The sequence below is a fragment of the Amycolatopsis plumensis genome, assembly GCF_042652605.1.
Taxonomy (GTDB): Bacteria; Actinomycetota; Actinomycetes; order Mycobacteriales; family Pseudonocardiaceae; genus Amycolatopsis; species Amycolatopsis plumensis.
The window spans coordinates 9,496,659-9,516,861 of record NZ_JBHSJY010000001.1; the positions used below are offsets into that span (position 1 = coordinate 9,496,659).

The window sequence follows — 20,203 nt, forward strand, 5'->3', positions numbered from 1 at the left end:
CCGCGGATCCGAGCCGGATCCGCGGCTTTCCCGACGGGTGAACGTCTAACTACGAGCCGAGCGGCCCAGAAGGTACCCGGGCACGCCGTCCGGCGCCACCTGGTCCTCGAACCGACCGTGCTCGTCCTCGAACACCACGGCGTCCAGCCCTTCCGCGACGATCGCCTCGATCGACAACTCACCGACGGAGAACGAAAGCCACCAGTTCCAGGATGTCCCCGGCGCGGGTTCCGCGGCCGGGTCGACCTCGATCGAGACCGGCCCGGCCGCGGCCAGCGCCGGAAGCCACTCGTCGCGCCACTCGAGCACGGTCGAGCGTTCGCGCCGCCACCTGCCCTCGCTCATCCCGTCCACTTCCCCTTGAAGCTCATGTGACCGTGGAAGAGATCGTAATGACGCTTCCCGATCCCGATCCGGAAGGTGCTGATCCCGGCCTTCTTGATCCCCAGCTGCTTCAGATGGGAGATGCTCCACCCGATCCGCACGCGCGAACCGTGCCGGTTCAGCCAGCCCTCCCTGCCGCCCGCGATCGTCTTGTTCCCGAACAGCCTGCTGCCGACCCCGACCCACTTGTTCCGGAAGAGTTGGGGCGCGAACTTCGTCTTGGCGACCGTGCGCACCGCGCGCACGGCGGAGGACACCCTGGGGAGTACCTTGGCCGCGACCCCCACCAGCGCCGCACCGGCGGCCACGTACTTCGAGACCCCGCCGGTGAGTGCGGACGCCGCGTACTGCGCCGCGGCTCCCCAGTTGCCCTGGACGGCGTTCCCGACCGCGGCCACCCCGCTGGCGACCGCGCCGATCGGCCCGGGTACCCAGGACACGACCTCCGCGACCTTGGTCACCGCCTTGACGATCGAGCTGAACCACGAATTCCCGTCGAGGTCGACCGAGTTGATCGGATCACCCGCGACGTAGTCGTAGTCGTTGGCCGAGCCGCCGTCGACCGGGTCGACCGAGAGGAACCTCCCCAGCAGGGGGCTGTAGGGGCGGGCTCCCATCTGCACCAGCGAAAGCGCACCGGCGTGCTCGTAGGGCCGCTGGTGCTGGCCCAGCCACCCGTAGTCCATCGAGCCGGGCGAGTTGTCCGGCACGTTCTGCGAGTCGACGGCACCTCCCGCCGTCAACGGCTGGCCGTACGGGTCGAAGGTGCGCAGATCGCTGGCCTGGTGACCGGCGGCGTCGGTGGACAGCACCAGGTCGCCGCGCACCGACGGGTGGTCGAACGACGGCGTGAACGCGCCGTCCGAGCCGGCCTTGCTCGTGTACAGCACCCCGCCGGGCAAGGTCAGCGTCAGCGAAGTCAGCCTGCCGCCGATGTCGAGCGTCAGGTCCGCGGAATCGCCCTCCCCGGTGTAGCCGTAACGGACCACGGTGTTGCCGTCACAGTTCCGCGGATCACGGCGCACGATCCGGCTGGTCGCGTCCCGGGTGTAGGCGATGTCCGCGTTGGCCGCCGCGTTCGGGCCCGTCGTGGTGGCCCCGGTGTTGCGGCCGGAACCGTCCCACGACAGTTTCGTCACCGACCCGTCCCCGGCCGTCCAGCCGGTGGTGTTGCCGTCACCGTCGTAGCCGAAGTTCCCCAGCGCGGTGGCGCCTTCGGTCGCGAGCAGCCGGTCGGCGGCGTCGTAGCAGTAACGGGTCTCGGCCGTGCCGCTCGCCATCTGGTCGAGCAGCCGCATCCGGTTGGTGTTCAGCCCGGCGTTGCCCTGGGTACCGGCCGGGCAGGTCGCGGACGCCGCCGACGTGAAGTCGTAGGTGTAGTGGTGCCCGGTGACGTAGGCCTCGGTCAGGCGGCCGAGTGCGTCGTAGACGTAGTTCGGTGCGTTCGGCCTGGCGTCGTAGCCACCGAGGGTCTCGTCGACGATGGTGCCCGCCGACGTCCGCCCGACCCGCGACACGATGCTCTTGCCGTCACTGGTCCGCCAGTCCAGCGAAAGCATGCGCGCGGCGTTGTCCTTGGTCACCGACGCTAGCGAAGCGCCATTGCCGTAGGTGACCGTGGCGAGCTCACCCGCGTTGTCGTAGGTGACCGTCGCCAGGGTCTGGCCGTTCAGCTGCTGCGTCAGCACCCGGCCGGCGTCGTCGTAGGTGGACGTCACCGTCCGCGGCTGGTCCGCTGCGTTCGGCGGCGTCACCGTCGCCGTGACAGCACGGCCGGCCTTGTCGTACCCGGTGGTGGTGCGTACGCCGTTGACGTCGGTGTAGGCGACCACCCGGCCGAGGAGATCGACGGTGGTGGTGACCGTGCCCTTGTCGTCGGTGACGGCCGTGGTCAGCGGATCCCCGCCCACGGCGTAGTCGCGCGTGATGGTCCTGGCGGGCGCGTCCGCGCTCGCCGGCACCTGTTCCCGCACCGTGCGGTCCCGGGCGTCGTAGCTGGTGCACGTCCAGTCCCCGCCGGTCGCTTCCGCGACCACCCGGCCCGACGCGTCGTACACCTGCTCGTCGACGCGGGCCTTGCCACTCGCCGGGATCGGCGCGGTGATCAGCTTTGCCAGGCCGCCCTGGTTGATCGCCGCGGTACCCGGCGCACAGGGATTGATGCGGGTTTCGGTGTCCCCGTAGTAGGCGTAGGTCGTCTTGGCACCGGTCGCCATGGTCTTGGCGGTCTTGCGCAGGTATCCCGTGCCGGGGGCCTCGCGCGAAACCGAGCCGCCGATGTTCAGCCCGCCCGTGCTGGCCTTGCCGGACGTCGCCAGGCCGTACACCGGGTCGAGGCCGTCGTCGCCGTACTTCGTGGTGCCGATCTTGTCCGCGAGGCCGTCGGACTCCGACGCGGTGGTCGAGGTCTTGAGGCCGTAGTGCGGCCGCAGCTGGGCGCCCGGTACCGGCTCCTGGGTGCCGGACGGGGTGGTCCAGTGCAGCTCGAGCTGCGCGGTGACTTCGCCTTCGTAGTACTCGATCCGGATCCGCTTCACCTGCCCGGCGGCGTCGGAGTGCACGACAGCCTGACGCCAGGTGGGGGACGAGGGACGCCAGTCGTCGACGACGATCTGGTCGTCGATCCACATCCGGACGCCGTCGTCGGCGAGCAGCCGCAGGGTGTAGTCGCCCGCGGCCGGGAAGACGACGTCGCCGGTGGCCCGCAGCGAGAAGTGATCCGCCGGAATGCCGGCGGTCGGCGCGTCGCTGTTCCAGTTCTTCGCGAACGAGCCGTCCGCGGTGCCGAGCCCGGTGGTGTAGGACTTCGGCACGCCGGAGAGCTGCTCGTTGTCGAACCAGGACACGGCCAGGCCGTTGATGCCCTCGTCGTAACCGTTGTGGCCATGGGACATCCCACAGCCACCGGTCGGCAGTTGCCCGGCAAAGCAGGACGCGGGCGCCGGGCCGTGGGAGTCCACCGGGCGGTCGGCGTAGTCGTAGACCGTCGTGGCCTTGCGACCGGCCGGATCCGTGGTGGAGAGCAGCAGGTCCTTCGGGCTCCACTCCTGGGTGGACGTCTTGCCGGCGCTGTCCGTCGTGGACAGCGTGCGGTCGGCGTCGTCGTAGGTGACCCGGCCGGCGAACCCGACGGCGGGGGAAAGGCCCGAGACGTCGGTGAAAGTCGTCCGGTGTGCCGGGTCGTACCGGTAGCTGTTGGCCTGCCGGGGCTGCCCGGGAACCGGCGCGGGCCCGGTCACCTTGGTGACCTTGGGCTTGCCCGAAGCGGAGTCGTAGGTGACCTCCGACCGGACGTCGCTCAGTCCGGCGCGGGCGGCCGGGTCCGCCGCGATCCAGTCGTTGACGAGTGGAGCCCGCTGCGAGATCAGGAGACCGGCGGCGTCGTAGCCGTAGTCGGCGATCTCGGAGCCCGGGTCCTCGATCCTGGACAGCCGGCCTTGGGCGTACCAGAGCCGGGTTTCGGTGCCGTCCCAGTAGGTGATCCGGCACAGCATCTGCGCGGGAGCGGCCGCGTCGGCGCCCGCCGGCGGGGTGGCACCGCCGTAGCAGTCGTCGCCCGCCCGGTTGTAGTGCAGCACGTGCGAGCGCTGCGCCACCGGGTCCTTGATCTCGCGCAGCCGGCTCGGCGTGCCGTCGTAGAGGTTCTGCAGCGCCGCGGGCTTGCGGGAATCGGTGCTGGACGACTGGGTCTCCAGCTTCCCGTCGGCGCGGAAGACGAAGACCTGGCCGCCGTCGGTCAGGGTGACCTTGCCCGCCGAGTCGAGACCGAGCACACCGTCCTCATCGGACGGTGCGGTGTAGCCGCCGGTGCTCTTCTTCGTCCAGGTGTGCTTGGCGCCGGTGGCGTCGGTGAGCACGATGTTCTGGTCGGTGACCTTGGCTTCGGTGTAGCTCGCGCCGTCGCCGTCGAGGTCGGCCGACAGGGTCCAGCCCTGGGGCAGGGTCGGCAGATCGCTGGTGTAGAGCCAGCCGGCCGGGACGATCTGAGGTGCCACTGTGGTGTTGTCGGTGGTGCGGACGAACAAGCGCATCTTCGCCGCGCCGGTCATCTCGGCGCTCTCGACCTTGATCGGCACCCGCTGTCCGGCGGTCAGCGCGACGCCGGTCGCCTGGGTCCAGTTCAGATCGCTCGCGTTGTTGACCTCGTACACCTTGGTGCCGTTGAGCCAGACCGTGCCGCCGTCGTCGTGCACGCCGGCGAACTGGTACGTCCCGGCGACGGGGGCCTGGAAGAAACCTTCCCAGCGGGCGACGAACCAGTCCGCCGGCAACGCCGGCGCAAAGGGCGAGTCCGTGCCCCAGTCGACGTTGACCTGCGGTTCGGTTCGTACCAGCACCGGCTGCTGAGCGTCGTTGATGATCCCGTTGTGCGACAGGTCCGCGAAGTAGGACGCCTTGAGGCCCTTGTTCTCGACCTGCTGCGAGTTGTAGGTGAAGCTGAGACCGGCGTTGCCGCCGACGGTGGTGAACGTCGGCGTCTGCTCCGAAGTGGACACGTTGCCGTTGGCCAGGTTCACCGTCACCGGGCCGGCGTCGTCGGTCGGCGACGGGCCGTGGTTGCCGATGCGCTGGTCGACCTTGAGGTGGCCGATCCACGGTGGCGGGGTCGTGGTGATGCCGCTGGAGGTGACGGCCTGCCAGGTGTAGGCGACGCCGTCCTGCAGCACACCCGCCGGGACCGTCCAGGTCGGCGTGCTCAGGCAGCCGGACTCGACGACCACACCGGACTTCGCGTCCGATCCGGTGGCGACCCGGAAGCAGTACTTGACCGGGTCGCCGTCCGGATCGGCGACCGGGTTGACCGACAGCGTCGGGGTCAGGGACGTCGACACCGTGCCGTCGGCGGGCCCGGCCAGGACGGCGGCGGGCGGAGCCGAACCGGTGTCCACGGTCAGCGTGGCGTTCAGGTACTTGTAGGTCCAGGCGCCCGGCGTCTCGCTGCCGACCATCATGAAGAAGACCTGCCCGTCCCGGGCGTTCACGCGGTCACGCAGGAATCCGGTCAGGCCCTCGCCGGCGAAGCTGCCGACGTCACCGACGAGCGCGCTGGCCATGTAGCCGCCCACGCCGTTGAAGTTGAACGCCGAGGCGTGGTACAGGCTCGCGTTGTGCGTGCGGACCGATCCGACGACGCCGGTGTCGCGGGCGACGTCCATCCGCGCGCCGACCACGGTCTTGCCGAACAGCGGCGAATAGTCCATGTGGAAGACGCTGCGGCTGTAGCTGTCCCCGCGGTTGAGGCTGTTGCCGATCTGGAGCCCGCAGTTGTCGCAGGTGTAGCCGTCGGTGCGGTAGACGTGCGCCTCGACGACGCCGTAAGTGAACGTCGGATCGACGTAGACCGGGTACACGCGCTTCGGATCACGCAGCCAATTCGCGTCGACCTCGACGGTGAGCCACCAGGCCTTACCGGCTTGTTCGAGCCGGTAGGTGCCGCCGGTGATGGCGGGCGCGGTGACGCCGCCGCCCGCGGAATCCCACGTCTGGATCGGCGGCAGGACGATCTTCGCCTCGCCGCGCGCGTCGAGGAGCCGGACGGCGCCGTCCTTTTCCAGCCGCGGGGTCAGCCCGCCGGTGTCGAGTTTGAAGCGCCACGAGGAGCGGCCGTCGGCGGGGAGGCGCTTGAGCTTGATCGTCTCCTTCACCGAGCCCGGAGTGACCTCGTAGTCCAGGTCGGTGCCCGGCGCGACCTCGGAATAGCGGACCGAGTCACCCTTCACGGCGGCCTTGGCCGGCGCGGCCGCGTCCAGCGCGAGGCTCGCGGTGTGCCCGGCGGACTCGACCTGCAGCACCGCGGGGTCGTCGGCCTTGGTGGCCAGCGACGGCGACAGCGGGTGGTGGTCGGCGTCCGCGCGCTTCGTCGTCGCGTCGGTGGCCAGGTTCGTGTCGACCGGTTGCCAGGCGCCCGCCTCGTCCTGGACGTTCAGCGGCGCGGTGGACTGGCGGACCGAGTGCGTGCCGTCCGGGTTCTCGTACTCGGTGACGAACATGGTCCGGTTCACCGGCTTCGACCGCTGAGGGTCGAAGTGGCTGCCGGCACCGCCGTCGAGCCGCGCTTGGGCGGTGAAGTCACCGGCAGCCGGGTCGGCGGGCCGCGGTGCCTGGGCCGGCGAAGACAGGACCGGGACCTCACGCGGGTCGACGGGCCGTGCCGCCGCGGCGGCGGGAGCAGCGACGACTTCCACGCCGCCGAGGGCGAGCGCCGCGGCCAAAACCACGGGGAGAGCGCGCGCCCGCCCCCGGTTTCGGGCAGCACGAAAGAGGCTGTGCAAGAAGTTCCCCCTGGTACAGGCCGTCGAGCGCAGTCTCGCGCGCGACCGGCGAACCCCGTCGCGGGAGGCGGGCGCCTCCCGTCAGCAGGGTCATCGGCGGAACTTCACATTGGCGTTACACCGGACGAAGTGATCAACGACACGCTGTCGGTCCGCCCGAATCGGGGCTATAAGCGCTGTTCAGCGGTGGATGCGGCCTTCGCCGCTCCCCCGGGTGGCTTCGGCACGCAACGCGAAACTCACGAACGCCGACCCCGTCGACGAGGCCGGCGCGTCGTCGCGGCCACGCTCGTGCGCGACTCCGACGAACCGGCGGCCAAGTCGGCGGTCCGGTCCTCCGGCTTGACGTGGAGCGCGCTCCAGGTCCTAGCGTCGGCGCGTTCACCGGCTCTCGAGGTACCGCCCGGCCCACCGGGCAGGAGGAGTATCCGCGCATGATCGCCCGAACCACGCTCGGCTCGCCCGGCCTCAACGTCAGCGCGATGGGCCTGGGCTGCATGGGAATGAGCGAAAGCTACGGCGCCGCCGACTGGGACGGCGGCCTGGCCACCATCGCCCGGGCCCTGGAGCTGGGCATCACGTTCCTGGACACCGCCGACGCCTACGGGACCGGGCACAACGAGGTGCTGGTGGGCCGGGCCGTCCACGGACGCCGGGACCAGGTGCAGCTGGCCACCAAGTTCGGCATCGACCGCAGCGGCGGCGACCGGGCCCGCCGCATCCGCGGTGCCCGCGACTTCGTACTGCGCTCGTGCGACGCGTCGCTGCTGCGGCTGGGCGTCGAGGTGATCGACCTGTACTACGCCCACCGCCCGCCCCAGGACGTGGAGATCGAGGAGACCGTCGCGGCGATGGCCGAGCTGGTCGAGGCGGGCAAGGTCCGCCATCTGGGCCTGTCCGAGGTCGACGGCGAGCTGCTGCGCCGGGCCCACGCGGTGCACCCGATCACCGCGGTGCAGAGCGAGTACTCGCTGTGGACCCGCGACGTCGAGGCAGTCACCCCGGTGATGGCCGAACTGGGGGTCGGGCTGGTGCCGTACTCACCGCTGGGGCGGGGGTTCCTGACCGGCACCCTCGACCGCTCCACGTTGAGCGACAGAGACTTCCGGCGCACCAACCCCCGATTCGCCGGCGAGGCGGGGGAGGCCAACGAGAAGATCGCGCGGACCGTGCGGGAGGTCGCCGGCCGGCTGGGTGCCGCCCCGGCCCAGGTGGCGTTGGCCTGGGTGTACGCCCAGGCCGGGCGGCTCGGGGTGGCGGTGGCGCCCATTCCGGGCACCCGCAACCCGGCTCGGCTGGAGCAGAACGCGGCCGCGCTGCAGCTCACCCTGGACGCCGAGGCGCTGGCCGCGCTGGACCCGCTGAGCGACCAGGTGACGGGCGAGCGCTATCTCCCCGCGCACACCGCGGAGGTTGTGCGGGGCTGAGGTCGTTCGAGGTGAGCGCGCGGGCTCGGCCGTGCGGATGTCCGCTCATGCCGCTGAGCGGACGCGTGGTCAGCTCGCCTCCGGGGTCTTCCCGTCTGCTTTGCGTGCGTACGGTTCGGACCGCGCTGCGTCGAGCAGGTGGTCGGCGAGCGCCGCCGTGGCCGTCGATGCCGTGCCGTCCTTGGCACCCCAGGCCAATAGATGGTGGCGGTGGGCCCAAGGTTCCTGCAGTTCGCAGATGTCGACGGGCTGGCGAGGGTCGATGGCGCGCCCCGGAACGACGGCGAGTCCGACGCCCGCCGCGGCGAGCGAAACCAGGACCCCCAGATTGGCGACCGTGGTGCGGTGGCGCACCAGCGGCGCGTGCGGTCCCGAATGCTTCTCGATCCAGCGGCGCAAGGAGGAGCCGGCGTCCAGGCCGACGAGAGGGTGCTCGGCGACCTCGCTGTAGGTCAGCGCGGTCCGGCCGGCGAGGACGCCGCCGGTCTGGCCGATCACGACGAGGGAGTCGTCGCCGAGGGACTCCATGCGCAGGCCGCTTCCGGCGGCCTCCCCGTCGAGGACGATCCCCAGGTCCGCCTCTCCGTCGGCGAGCATCTGCAGGGTCCGGGGAGTGCGGGACTCGGACACGGTGACGTCGATGTCGGGGTGGGAGCCGAGGAACGAGACCAACGCCTGAGGCACGAGCCGGTACATCGCGGAGCCGCCGCTCAACAGGGTCAGCGGAACGATCGGAGACCGGGCGTAGCTCGCAACGGCGTTGTCGAGCCGCGCGGTCTCGGTGAGTACTTCGCGTGCGTGGCGCGCCAACGTCGTCCCGGCCGGCGTGAGGCGCACGCCCCGCCGGCCGCGGATCAGCAGCGCCACGCCGGCGTGGTGTTCGAGCGCGCGCACTCTCGCACTGGCCGAGGGCAGGCTCAGGTGCATCCGGTGCGCCCCGGCCGTGATCGATCCCTCCGCGGCGATGTGGAGGAAGAGCCGCAAGTCGTCCAGGTCGTAACGCATCCCCGCAGCCTACGTCTCAGGCATAGGCTGACTGCGCCAATGGCGAATTGTGGAAGTGCTCGCCCCTGCCGATGCTGGGCAGGTGACCGAGTTTCTCCTCGTCGTGTTGTCCGGCGTCGCCGCCGGAGCCCTGAACGCCATCGGAGGCGGAGGAACCTTTGTGGCGCTGCCGGCTCTCGTCGCGTTCGGGACGCCCCCGGTGGTGGCCAACGCGATGGCGCGAGTCGCCTTGGTCCCCGGCGCCGTGGCCAGTGCGTGGGTGTACCGGCGCGACCTCGTCCCGGTCGGACCCACCACCACCAAGGCGCTGACCGCGACCAGCGTGCTCGGTGGCGGAGTCGGTGCAGGACTGGTGCTGCTCCTGCCCGCCTCGGCATTCACCGTCGCGGCGCCGTGGTTGCTCGCCTTCGCCACCCTGACCCTCGCCTTCGGCCGCCCCCTTTCCAGGGCACTGAGCAGTGCGACGGGCCGGCCGGTCGGCATGAGTTCGCGAGCTGTCCTCACGGCCCAGTTCTGTCTCGCCGTCTACGGTGGATACTTCGGCGGAGCCGTAGGCATCCTCATGGTGGCGCTCTGGAACGTCGGCCTCGGCCTCGACGCCGCGGTCAGCAACCCGATGCGGGTCGGTCAACTCGCGGCCATCTTCTTCAGCGCGAGCGTGCTGTTCCTCGTCGCCTCGGACGCGCTCCGCGCTCCGCTCGTCCTCACCGCCATGCTGGCCGGTGCCGTGGCCGGGGGTGTCGCGGGCGCTCACCTGGCCCGCCGTCTTCCCGCCTGGCTGCTGCGAAGCGTCGTCCTGGCCACCGCCGTGATCATGACCGTCCTGTACTTCCTGCGCGGCTGACCGGATGGGAACCGACATGATCGGAAGTGGCCCGGGAGCCACCACGCCCTACAGCAACGCGGCGCGAGCGCGGCTGGTGATGGCCTACGAAGCCTGCCTGCTGGCCGAACTCGCGCGTGCCGCCGTCCCGATCGGCGAGCACGAGCTGCGCCCCGACGGCACGATCCGCGCGCCAGGCACCGAGCTGGCCCACGCCGCCCGAGTGCTCGCCCTCGCCGAGCGGTTCTTCGAGGCCGCCGCCGTGTTCGAGCGAGTCGGCGGCGCCGGCTGGCCGGTCATCGGCGACGTCCTGGACGTGCCGCCCGAGACCGCTCGGATGCGATTCGCGGAGTCCGAGGCCACGTTCTGGCGACTGCTCCACCCCGTCACGGGCGAGCCGGGCGGCCTGCGCGCCCACATGGTCAGAGAACCGCTGGAGTTCGCCCTCGACCTCGACGACTGGGTGCTCCGCCACCGGGACGGCGACAGCGACCCCGGCCCCGCACCGGTCTCCGGTGGCTTGGTCCGCAGCGATCCGCGACGGTGACGCACCGGCAACCAGCCTGGTTCGACGAGAAGGGAACCACCGGACCCCGGCCGTCCGCTCCCTGCTCCCCACCTCCGCGCAGCCGAGTTCACCGACGCACCGAAACCACGGCAGGTTCAGCTAAGTTCCTTGGGCACCACCGCGGCCCGGATGAGCGGTACGGGTTGCTGGTGGCCGGGATTGGGCCCGATCCGGGCAAACAGGTCCGCGGGCAGCCAGCGGCTCAGTGGTTCCAGCTGGTCTCGTGGGAGGGGCTCCGGTGCGGACTCGAAGAACACCCCTTTCGACGTCGGCCTGACTCTGTCGCCGGGGAGCAGTTCGGCGACCGAGGCATATGGCGAACCGAACCATGACCACCACGGCGGAATGGGCGACAGACCCAGCCAGCCATCGAGATGCCGCAGGGTGCGCACCACGCGCTCGGTCCGGCCGTCGGACCACGCCGATCTCCCCGACCAGATGTTGTCGCGGATGACCTCGGCGGAGGCGTAGAACGTGCCGAGGGTGTCGGCGAGCGCGGTGAACAGGTCACGGACCACCTCTCGCCACTGCGCCTCCTTGAGCGGATCGGCGAGCAGCTGGAGGGACATCGACCAGTAGCGATCCGGGTACTGCTCGCCGGGCCCGCTGCCGAGGTACCCACCGATACACGGCCCGGAGCCGGAGAAGAATAGCGGGGACGTCGCAGCACGCCACGCCTGGCTGAAGCCTTCCCTGCCCGTTTCGGAGTACTTGCCTTGGAGCGGTTCGTATTCCCCGAAGCGGCGTGGCAGTGCTTCCGGCAGGTGACGTTCGGCAGCCGCGATGACCAACTCCGGCGCGTCGGCCGGGACCTGTTCACGCAGGCAGCACCACACGAGGTCGACCGTGGCGACCCGTGTTTTCCGTGACGGCCTCGCGATGGCCCGCGACCGGGAACGCGACCACATGCGACCGGTCTGCACGTCGAGCATCGCGCCGTCGAGCGCGACCGTGAGCTGCTTGGCGAAACGCAGGGCGTGCGGGATCTCCGATTCGGCGCTGCCCTCCACCACCACCGAGTACAGATGGCGAGCCCCGAGAACCATGCCGGTCACCTCGGCGGGCACGTCTTCAGCGGCAATCCGCTCAGGCCCGTCGATGGTGAACGAGTACCGCCGCCGAACGCCACGGACGACGGTCAAGGATCGCCGGTCGTCGACGCCATCGATCTCCAGGCCCGGGATCCCGCTTACCAGGTTTCGCAGCGCTCCGACGTCGAGCTGATCCGGAGCGTAGACCTGCAGGTCGTAGGACATGGCCGAATGCTGCCACAGCAAACTCCGGCCGGCGCCGGTGATTCCAGCGTGACATTCGCTCATGCGACGAGCGGGCCTTCGGCTCGAAAGGTGATCGATGCTGCATTGCCAACGGTCCGACCACCTCCGCCAAGCTGCCCCCGGCTAACGATCGGCCAGCCGGGCCGCGACCGCATTGGCGATGCCGCTGTACACGCGGATCGCGGTGGCGTCGTCCTTGAGGTTCCGCGCGTAGAACACGTTCAGCTCGACGGTGCTGCGGCCGGATTTGAACGCCAAGGGGGACTGGCGGCCACTGCCCATGTTGATCAGGCAGGTCAGCCCATCCCCGGAGGTGAACGGAACCGGTTTTGGTTCGCCGACCGGGTGCCGATAGCCCTTTCCGATCGCGCAGTCGTAGTCGTTGGCCTCGGCAGCCATCTGCGAAGTCAGGTAGTTCTCCATCGTGACCGTGATGCTCTGAGCCGGCGTCGGGCCGACGCCGGAGTTGGCCGCGGCTTGGTTTTCCTGCGTGCAGCCGGTGGTGACGTAGAAGTGCTCGGTATGCCCCGTGGTGCCGGACATCGCGTCCGCGGTGATGTGCTTCTTCGCCAAGTCGTATTGCTCGACGGTGCGGCCATCCGTGCTGGACCCGATCGCCTGCTGGAAGTCCGTGCTGGTGAACACCTCGCACGGCGGCGGGACGTGAGCGAATTCGCCATCGTAGGAGTAGGTCGCCGGACCCGTCGGTGCGGCGTGGAGGCGTTCAGCCGCACTCTCGACCAAGCGGACCAGACGCGGGTTCTCCGGCTGGGCAGGGTCCCGGGCGTTGAGGTGAAGGATGGCGTAGAAGTTGTCGGCGAAGATTCCCGTCGTCCACGTGTGCAGCTCGGTCGTCGTGGCGGACAAGGTCCGGAAGCCCGCTGCCTGACCCTCGCGGCCACCTTGGCGCAACGACTTCTCGTGTTCTTCCCGGCTGTTGGGCGAGTCGAACGGTGCCTGGTAGATGGTGAACGTGAGCGCCTCGCCATGCGAGCCCGGGTACTCGCACCGGCTGATGCCGGCGTCAGCCACCGAGCCGCGCGAGTTCGGGTCGTCCTGCCCGTCGGCGGTCATGTGAGCCGTCTTCATGAACGGTCCCGGACCTTCAGAGGTCTCCAGCTCGATCCCGCTCGCCCGGACGACATCGAACGGCAGCACGGTGCACGCGTCGAAGATCGCGGTGCCACCGAAGGTCTTCGCCGGCCCGGTACCTGGTTGCTGGCGCAAGACCATCCCGGGCGGCTCAGCAGCCGAGGTCCGACCGGCGTCCGGCGGAGCCGGCACGGCAGTGCCGCGCACCGACGTGCTGCACCCGGCAATCATCACTGTGAACACGGCAAGCAAGGCCGCTCGCCGGCGGCCCGGCGTGAGCGCGCAGCGCTGGTAAGGCATCGTTCAATCCCCTCATCCAGTACGGTCACGCAGCACACGTGGCGGTGACCGATCTGACCTTCCCCGCCGCGATCTTCGCACCCCGCTGTCCGGACAGACCGGTGCGACACCCGGAAGCGTCGTCCTCGGACGGGCGGCCGAGTGGCACGGGAGCGACCGACATCTCGGCACCCACCGCCGCCTATGCGGCTCATGGCCGTGTGCCGCATGACGGTGGTCTGCCGTTGGAAATCCGCCGAAAGGCCCGAGTGGCTCGGGACCGGGTTCGTTCACGCAGCGGAAGTGCTGGGCTCCGCCCGATGGGCGGCCGCGTAGTGCGCGGTGCCGATCGCCCCGGCGACGGCCAGGACGAACCCCGTCGCCGCCGCGGCGACGAAGCCCTCGCGCACGCGGTCGTTCAGCAGCACCACGCCGATCAGGGAGGAGACCGCCGTGTTGGTGGTGAACATGATGGCGGTGACCGCCGTCGCGCGGCCGCGTTGCAGGGCCATCGCGAACGCCGCCGCCGCGACCAGCCCGTTGGCGATCATCGCCCACACCGCCGGCTCCAGGGCGAGGCGCCAGACCGGTCCGGACGCGTCGAGCGTGCGCGCCGCGATCCCGACCGTGCTGAACCCCAGCCCGGCGCAGAACCCCAGCACGATCGGCGACCAGCGGCCGTCCCGGCGCTGCGCGGCGAACGCGATCGCCGCGATGACCACCGCGACGCCCACCAGCATCAGCTTCCACCCGGGCGGCAACAGACGCGCGGGGCCCGGATCCGCGGACAGGCCCAGCAGGATCAAGCCGGTCGCCCCCACCCCGAGCGCAGCCCACCCGGCACCGGCCAGCCGGACGCCGAGGATCGCCGAAATCGTCGCGGTCACGCCGACGCTGAACGCGAGCACCGACTGGACCAGGAACAGCGGCAGGCGGTGCAGGGCGGCGGCGGCGAAGACGAACCCGAGCAGATCGACTCCGACGCCGAGGAAGTAGAGCGGCTGCCGGCGCAGGGCGACCAGGTCCTGGGGCGAGCCGCCGAACGCGCCGGCCCGCCGGACCCCGGCCGATTCCAGGATGGAGCCGCTGCCCGAGGCAATGGCGGCCAGCACGGCGAGGACGTATCCGAGGATCACGGCCCGAGTGTGCCAGCCCGGCCACGGCCGACCGGGCCGGAGGTCCCGGACCGGGCTGCCGACCGGCGACGATCAGTCCCGGTGGACGTCCCGGAAACCGCCCGGCGCGGTGCCGAACCGGCGCTTGAACGCGTGCGAGAAGGCGAACGGCGAGGTGTACCCGACCTTCGCGGCGATCGACGGCAACGGGAGGTCGGTGTCCTGCAGCAGGCGCGCCGCGGTGGTGAGCCGCCACCAGGTCAGGTACGCCATCGGCGGCTGCCCGACCAGCGCCGTGAACCGGCGGGCCAGGGTGGCCCGGGAAAGGCCCACGCCGGCCGCCAGGTCCTCGATCCGCCACGGCGCTTCGGGGTGTTCGTGCAGCGCTTCCAGCGCGGCCGCGACTTCCGGGTCTCGCAACGCCTGCGGCCAGCCCGCGCCCGGGTGGTCGTCCAGCCAGGCGCGGATCAGGTAGACCAGCAGCAGGTCCAGCAGGCCGGTGAGGACGGTGGCCGTGCCCGGCCGCCGCTCGCTCACCTCGGCACCGAGCAGATCGATCGCCGCGCGCAGTTCGGGGTGCCGCCCGACCTCCGCCGGCAGGTGCACGACCTCCGGCAGGCTCGCGAGCAACGGGTGCCGCCGCGCGTGGGACAGCCGGTACTTGCCGCACAGGAACTCGGTGCGGCCCGCCGGCTCGGCCACCGCCGCTTCGAACGGCACCGCGCCGGCCGCGTCCGGCGTCGACGAGAGGACGTGCGCGCTGCCGTGCGGCACCAGGACCGCGTCGCCGGGGCCGAGCGCCACCGGCTCCCCGTCGTCCGGGAGCAGCCAGCCGCTGTCGCGCAGCAGCACGTGGAAGCCCGCGCCCTCGTACGGCGCGAAGCGGTAGCACCACTCCGGACCGGCCCGGAGCCGGTTCGACGTGGGCTGCCCGACCCGCACCGCGGCGATCGCGTCACTCAGCACGTCCACGCGGCCATCGTAACCCTGAGACGATCACGTATCAGTGCAAGCTGATCACGCATTGAGACGCTCGTATGGTCGTCCTAGCGTGGCGTCATGCACATTGGTGACGTGGAAGTGATCAAGGTCGTCGAGTGGCAGGGTGAGATCGCCCCGGCGCGGACGATCGTCCCCGGCAGCCCGCCGGAGCTCTGGACCGGCAACGCCGGCTGGCTCGCCCCCGACCACTGGAACCCGGAGACCGGCGGCTACCGCGGCGCCGTGCAGACCTGGGTGCTCCGCAGCGAAGGCCGGGTGATCCTGGTCGACACCGGGGTCGGCAACGACCGGGACCGGCCGCAGATCCCCCTGTTCGACCACCTCGCGACCCCGTTCCTCGAGCGGCTGGCCGCGGCCGGCGTCCGGCCGGAGGACGTCGACGTCGTCGTCAACACCCACATCCACTACGACCACGTCGGCTGGAACACCGAGCTCCGCAACGGCGACTGGGTGCCCACCTTCCCCCGCGCCACCTACCTGATTCCCCGCGTCGACCAGGTGTACTTCGCCCCGGGCAACGCCCATCGGAGGCCTGCGCCGCGCACCCCGCACGAGCAGCTGCGCCGCGAAGGCAGCCTGCTGGTGTACGCCGACAGCGTCACGCCCGTGCTCGGCCGGGCCGAACTGTGGGAAGGCCGTCACCGCCTCGACCGCAACCTGATCCTCGAAGCCGCTCCGGGGCACACCCCCGGCTCATCGGTCCTGCGGGTGTCCTCCGGCGCGGACCGGGCGGTGTTCGTCGGGGATCTCTTGCACAGCCCCATCCAGATCGTGGCGCCGGAGCACAGCAGTTGCTTCTGCGAGGACCCGCGGCAGGCCGCCACCACCCGGCGCGCGGTCCTCGAACGCGCCGCGGACACCGGCGAGCTGGTCGTCCCGGCCCACTTCGGCGGCCCGGGAGCGGCCGAAGTCCGCCGCGACGGCAGCCGGTTCGCGGTCAGCCGCTGGGCCGGCGACCCGTCGGCGGGCTATTGACCGAACGCGGCGTCGCCGAACCCCATTTCGCGCATCTTCTCGGGCGAAAAGACCACCATGATCTCGTCGCCGCCGACGAACACCCGCTGCCCATCCGGCGGATCCGGGATGGCAGCGACGAACCACACCGCTCCCGCGGCGAAGTCCAGGCGCACCGCCATCGGAACGTCCACGGCGTGCGCGGGCCCGGCACTGCCATCGGCTCGCCGGCCCGGCCCGAATTCCAGCCGCTCCCAATACGCGGCGGCCCCGCGAATCGGCGTGCGAAGGTAGCGGTCCCACCGGCTCGCGGGACCGGGCCCGATGCGCTCCGGACCCTCGTCACCCAAGGCGAGATGGCCTTCGATCGGGCCGTCGAAGACTTCGACCCCGTAGGTGTAGAAGGTGCCGGTCCAGGTGACCGCCGCCGGGCCCGCGTCGGTGACGAGCCCGACGCCCATCACAGCGTGGTGCCAGCTGCCGTAGTCCCACCGCGCGGGTTGCGCGCATCGTCGGCCGTCTGTTCCACACGACGATCCTCCTCGACGACCCCGGCCGGACGCACCGGGTTATGCAGCTCGGTTTCCCCGGTTGGTCCGTCCACCGGTCCCGGCTCAGCGCGGTGTCCCGCTGACGAACTCCGCGAGGTGCGCACCCAGAGCCTCGGAGTCAGGAAGGTCGTAATCCTTCCGCAGTTTCTCGTCGACCTTGTCCGGCCGCACGAAAAGCCGCTCCACGCAACCGCGGCCACGTCTCCCGCCCGCGATCGGGAACGATCCGAGCGCGCGGCCGGTCCGGGCCTCGACGACGTCGACGCGGTACGTCCCGCGGACGGCCTCGGTCCGGTAGCCGCGCTCGTAGTCGCAGTGCTCCACCACCACGCCGCCGGTGATGACGACGCAGCCGACCAGCTGCACCGCGGCCGGGTCGGCGTGGGGGTCGGAGGCGTAGCTCTCGGCCCCTTCGGCGAACACGACGACCGGGTGCGGCGCGGGGCCGGCGTAGGCGGCGGTCCGGCCGAACGGACGGCCGCCGTCGCACAGCCGGGCGAGCTGACCGGCCTTGGCCGGAAGGTCACCCACCAGGTAGTTCCGCGCGATCGGCACGGCGGTGAACCAGACGGCGGCCGCGCCGGACAGGGCGAGCAACGTCCAGCTCGTGACCCGCCGGCGCGTCCAGGCGCCGACCGGAGACCGCCGCAGGCGCGCGGCCGTGAGATCGCGGCCACCGCACACGGTGCCTTCGTCGAGCTGCGGCGCCTCGGCCCAGGTCGCGGCCCATCCGGCAGCGCGCTGCCAGACCACCACGCCACCCTCGGCCGCGGCGATCCAGTGCCGCCCGCCCGGCACCGGGAAGACGTGCGCCGCGAGGACGATCAGCCCGGCCAGCGCGCTCAACCCCAGCAACGGCCACTGCCAGACCGTGGAATCTTCGGAGCGGAGGACGATCGTCGCGATGACGGCGGCGATCGCGGCCGGGACGGCGAGAAACCCGAGCACGACAGCCGCGCCCACGCTGTGGCCGCGGTAAATCCGGACGACGTTGCCGAGCCCGGCGGCGCGGGCCGCGTCGCGCATGGCACGCCGTCGCTGCGCCGGCCCCATGACTGCCCTCCCGCAGGCCTCACGGCGACGCCCGCGGTGGAGTTGTAACCGGGTGGCCCGGGGACCGGTCCCGGTCGGATCAGGGAGCTCGTCGAGAAGAGGGCTCCCGCTTCGTGAGCACCTGGGTCTGTTCGCGCAGGACGCCGACCGTGTTCGTCACCCAGTCCGCAATCACCGCCTGCTCGGCCGGGGAATAGCGGGCCATCAACTTCGCCATCGCCGCGTCGAGGCCAGCGAACACCTTGCCGAACGCGCCGGGCACCGCCGTGATCACCAGCCTGCGGCGGTCGGCCGGGTCCGGGGCGCGACGGGCCAGCCCGGCGCGCTCGAGCCGGTCGACCACGCCGGTCACCGCGCCCGGGGTCAAGCCGATCTCCTTGGCCAGCTCCCCCGCCGACAGCGACCCGGCGCCCGCGATCAGCGCCAAGGCGCGCTGGTCGACCGCGGTCACGCCCAGGCTCTCGCCCACCGCTTCGTGGAACGCGACCACCGCGGTGCTCAGCTCGCGTCCCGCGTCCCGACCTTCCATGCCGTCACTTTACCCCGGTCGATATTTCAGTACACTGAACTAAATTACTCATCGACTGAAGTATGTGAGGGACTCGTGAGTGAGCTGAAACTGGCGCTCGAGGTGCCGAGATGGACCTGGCGGTGCTACACCGGGCACCTCGGGCTGGTGCTCGGCCTGTCGTCGGTCGCGTCGATCCAGCGGCTGGTCGTCGTCAACTGGACCGCGCGGATCCCCCACGGCGTCGCCCTCGCCTCCGAGGTCGTCGTACTAGGCGCCCGGATCGCGTTGGTCGTCGCGATTTGGCGGATCGCGACGCGCGGCCAGACCCTCCGGCTGAGCGCAGGCCGGGTGTTCGTGCGGAATCACTGGCGCAGCCTGCTGTGGCAGGGCGCATTCCTCGGCGCCGCATACCTCGTCTTCGAAATCCTCGCCGAAGACGTTTTGTCGAAACTTCTGCCCGCCTCCGCCCGGCAGACCTACCTGGCGATCTTGCTGTTCTTGAAGAACCCCACCGTCATCGCGTTGACGTTCCTGTGGTGGATCGGTGTCGTGCGCCAGGTGTTCCACTCGGATCCCCTAGTACTTTCGGCCGATGTCCGCAGCCCCGAAACCCTTCGAAAGGTGTGAGCCATTCCGGGGTTCTTGTCCCGGCGCCGGTTTCGCCGTCAACCACCGTCCTACTGTGGCGGTGCCCGGTGATCTTGAAACGGACAGAGGGGAACCGGCCTTGCCCAAACGGACAGCATTTCTCGGCAAGACGCTCGCGGCGGCGGGCACCGCGGCGGCGCTCGCGCTCGCCACGGCCGTTCCGGCCGCCGCGGCCGAACCGACCGCCGTCGAACAGGATGTCGCGCAGCTCTACCAATACGTCATCGACCTCTACAACGGCCTGCCCGCGGACGCGCTGCGCGGGGTCGACCGGCTCATCGAGTCGCCGATCCCGCGCATCGGCCCGCAGAGCCAGGCCGCGGACGGCCCGATCCCGGGCTGCACCCCCGGTTCGCTGCTGACGTACGCGAACAAGCTCGCCTCCCAGCTCACCCCGCTCGAAGGCAAGGCGCTCGACGCGCTGTCCGGGCTGAGCCAGCTCTACGTCCAGGGCGTCGCGTCCGACAAGACCCCGCAGGTCTTCGGCACCGACGGCCAGTACACCCCGCGCGCCACCACCACGATCGACAAACTGCGTGGTTTCTGGGACATCGAGAGCTGGAACATCCAGCTCGTCGCCTGGAAGGGCACCGATCTCGGCAGCCAGGCGAAAATGGTGCAGACCTTCAGCCTGGGTCTCGCGCCGGCGAAGGTGAAGACCGCCGCCGCGCTCGCCACCAAGGTGCTCTACGAAGTTCCGGCCATGCAGGGCGGCCGCAACCCGCTGCTCACCCTGAACGCGTTCTCCGCCCCGGCCGGCAGCCTCGGCGGCAAGCGCGTCGCGCTCGGCGACGGCCTGCTCGACACCGTCGACGTCCTCGGCTTCGACGACGTCTCGGTGGAGTCCGTGGTCGGGCACGAGTACGGCCACCAGGTCGACTTCGCCCACGACAACCACCCGCGCAACGAGTCCGCCGAGATGGGCCCCGACGCCTACGGCGGCTACTTCGTCGCGCACGCCAAGGGTTTCGCCTGGAACGCCCGCACCCAGCAGGAGGTCATCTACCTGGACGCCGCCATCGGCGACTGCTACCACAGCCACGGCACCCCGGACCAGCGCAAGGCCGCCGGCGCGTGGGGCGAGAAGCAGGCGACGAGCCAGGCGAACCCGAACCGGATCATCCCGTCCGCCACGATGATCGAGAAGTTCCAGAAGGAGTACCCGAAGCTGATGCCGCCGGCCACGGCCGCGGCTCGCGGCTGAATCCGGACACAGGGGACTGTCCTGGGAGGACAGAGATG

General features: G+C 70.8%; 18 protein-coding genes. 8 read left to right on the plus strand and 10 right to left on the minus strand.

Translation table 11 applies throughout. The features are described 5' to 3' along the window. Nucleotides 1-45 precede the first annotated feature (45 nt). Both ACFPLC_RS45880 and ACFPLC_RS45885 read right to left on the minus strand, forming a co-directional pair. On the minus strand, nt 46-345 hold the full coding sequence (locus tag ACFPLC_RS45880; RefSeq protein ID WP_378236214.1) for a hypothetical protein: 300 nt from the start codon (nt 343-345) through the stop codon (nt 46-48). Next, complete coding sequence (locus ACFPLC_RS45885) at nt 342-6,602, minus strand: PA14 domain-containing protein (RefSeq protein WP_378201578.1); 6,261 nt, start codon at nt 6,600-6,602, stop codon at nt 342-344. The genes ACFPLC_RS45880 and ACFPLC_RS45885 overlap by 4 nt, the downstream gene beginning before the upstream one ends. Nucleotides 6,603-6,842: 240 nt before the next feature. Between ACFPLC_RS45885 and ACFPLC_RS45890 the strand changes: the two genes are divergently transcribed. Both ACFPLC_RS45890 and ACFPLC_RS45895 read left to right on the plus strand, forming a co-directional pair. After that, the gene (locus ACFPLC_RS45890) at nt 6,843-7,094 is read left to right on the plus strand and encodes a hypothetical protein (protein WP_378236215.1); all 252 of its coding nucleotides are present in this window, start codon (nt 6,843-6,845) and stop codon (nt 7,092-7,094) included. Continuing rightward, nucleotides 7,091-8,083, plus strand: a complete 993-nt coding sequence (locus ACFPLC_RS45895) for an aldo/keto reductase (RefSeq protein ID WP_378201575.1) — start codon at nt 7,091-7,093, stop codon at nt 8,081-8,083. The genes ACFPLC_RS45890 and ACFPLC_RS45895 overlap by 4 nt, the downstream gene beginning before the upstream one ends. 69 nt (nt 8,084-8,152) lie before the next feature. On the opposite strand, the gene ACFPLC_RS45900 is transcribed toward ACFPLC_RS45895, so the two are convergent. After that, a complete protein-coding gene (locus tag ACFPLC_RS45900) occupies nt 8,153-9,088 on the minus strand; it encodes a LysR family transcriptional regulator (RefSeq protein ID WP_378201572.1) in 936 nt (311 codons plus the stop codon). Between the two features lie 82 nt (nt 9,089-9,170). On the opposite strand from ACFPLC_RS45900, the gene ACFPLC_RS45905 reads away from it, so the two are divergent. Further along, a complete protein-coding gene (locus ACFPLC_RS45905; protein WP_378201569.1) occupies nt 9,171-9,932 on the plus strand; it encodes a sulfite exporter TauE/SafE family protein in 762 nt (253 codons plus the stop codon). A 16-nt stretch (nt 9,933-9,948) separates the two neighbouring features. Then, entirely contained in the window at nt 9,949-10,458 is a 510-nt protein-coding gene (locus tag ACFPLC_RS45910; protein WP_378201566.1) for a hypothetical protein, read from the plus strand. A 116-nt stretch (nt 10,459-10,574) separates the two neighbouring features. On the opposite strand, the gene ACFPLC_RS45915 is transcribed toward ACFPLC_RS45910, so the two are convergent. After that, nucleotides 10,575-11,525, minus strand: coding sequence for a hypothetical protein (locus tag ACFPLC_RS45915; protein WP_378236216.1), 951 nt, complete (start codon nt 11,523-11,525; stop codon nt 10,575-10,577). Nucleotides 11,526-11,879: 354 nt separating this feature from the next. Further along, complete coding sequence (locus ACFPLC_RS45920; RefSeq protein WP_378236217.1) at nt 11,880-12,845, minus strand: hypothetical protein; 966 nt, start codon at nt 12,843-12,845, stop codon at nt 11,880-11,882. On the opposite strand from ACFPLC_RS45920, the gene ACFPLC_RS45925 reads away from it, so the two are divergent. After that, entirely contained in the window at nt 12,844-13,143 is a 300-nt protein-coding gene (locus tag ACFPLC_RS45925; RefSeq protein WP_378236218.1) for a hypothetical protein, read from the plus strand. The two genes, ACFPLC_RS45920 and ACFPLC_RS45925, sit on opposite strands and share 2 nt — an antisense overlap. A gap of 274 nt (nt 13,144-13,417) precedes the next feature. Here the strand turns inward: ACFPLC_RS45925 and ACFPLC_RS45930 are convergent, their stop codons facing one another. Together ACFPLC_RS45930 and ACFPLC_RS45935 are read right to left on the minus strand one after the other, a co-directional pair. Then, nucleotides 13,418-14,263, minus strand: a complete 846-nt coding sequence (locus tag ACFPLC_RS45930) for a hypothetical protein (protein ID WP_378201557.1) — start codon at nt 14,261-14,263, stop codon at nt 13,418-13,420. 72 nt (nt 14,264-14,335) lie between these two features. Further along, on the minus strand, nt 14,336-15,214 hold the full coding sequence (locus tag ACFPLC_RS45935) for an AraC family transcriptional regulator (RefSeq protein ID WP_378201554.1): 879 nt from the start codon (nt 15,212-15,214) through the stop codon (nt 14,336-14,338). Between the two features lie 87 nt (nt 15,215-15,301). Between ACFPLC_RS45935 and ACFPLC_RS45940 the strand changes: the two genes are divergently transcribed. Further along, nucleotides 15,302-16,219 (plus strand): MBL fold metallo-hydrolase, encoded by a 918-nt coding sequence (locus tag ACFPLC_RS45940; RefSeq protein ID WP_378201551.1) that lies wholly within the window; start codon nt 15,302-15,304, stop codon nt 16,217-16,219. Here ACFPLC_RS45940 and ACFPLC_RS45945 read toward each other — a convergent pair. From ACFPLC_RS45945 to ACFPLC_RS45955, 3 genes are all read right to left on the minus strand, one after another. Then, nucleotides 16,213-16,662 (minus strand): hypothetical protein, encoded by a 450-nt coding sequence (locus ACFPLC_RS45945; protein ID WP_378236219.1) that lies wholly within the window; start codon nt 16,660-16,662, stop codon nt 16,213-16,215. The two genes, ACFPLC_RS45940 and ACFPLC_RS45945, sit on opposite strands and share 7 nt — an antisense overlap. A gap of 150 nt (nt 16,663-16,812) precedes the next feature. Then, nucleotides 16,813-17,802 carry a hypothetical protein gene (locus ACFPLC_RS45950; RefSeq protein ID WP_378201545.1) on the minus strand — a complete coding sequence of 330 codons (990 nt, stop codon included), beginning with the start codon at nt 17,800-17,802 and terminating at the stop codon, nt 16,813-16,815. 79 nt (nt 17,803-17,881) lie between these two features. Further along, on the minus strand, nt 17,882-18,331 hold the full coding sequence (locus ACFPLC_RS45955) for a MarR family winged helix-turn-helix transcriptional regulator (RefSeq protein WP_378201542.1): 450 nt from the start codon (nt 18,329-18,331) through the stop codon (nt 17,882-17,884). 75 nt (nt 18,332-18,406) lie between these two features. Here ACFPLC_RS45955 and ACFPLC_RS45960 point away from each other — a divergent pair, with 75 nt between their 5' ends. Next, nucleotides 18,407-18,940, plus strand: coding sequence for a hypothetical protein (locus ACFPLC_RS45960; protein WP_378201539.1), 534 nt, complete (start codon nt 18,407-18,409; stop codon nt 18,938-18,940). A gap of 100 nt (nt 18,941-19,040) precedes the next feature. Next, on the plus strand, nt 19,041-20,165 hold the full coding sequence (locus ACFPLC_RS45965) for a M48 family metalloprotease (protein WP_378201536.1): 1,125 nt from the start codon (nt 19,041-19,043) through the stop codon (nt 20,163-20,165). Nucleotides 20,166-20,203: the final 38 nt, after the last annotated feature.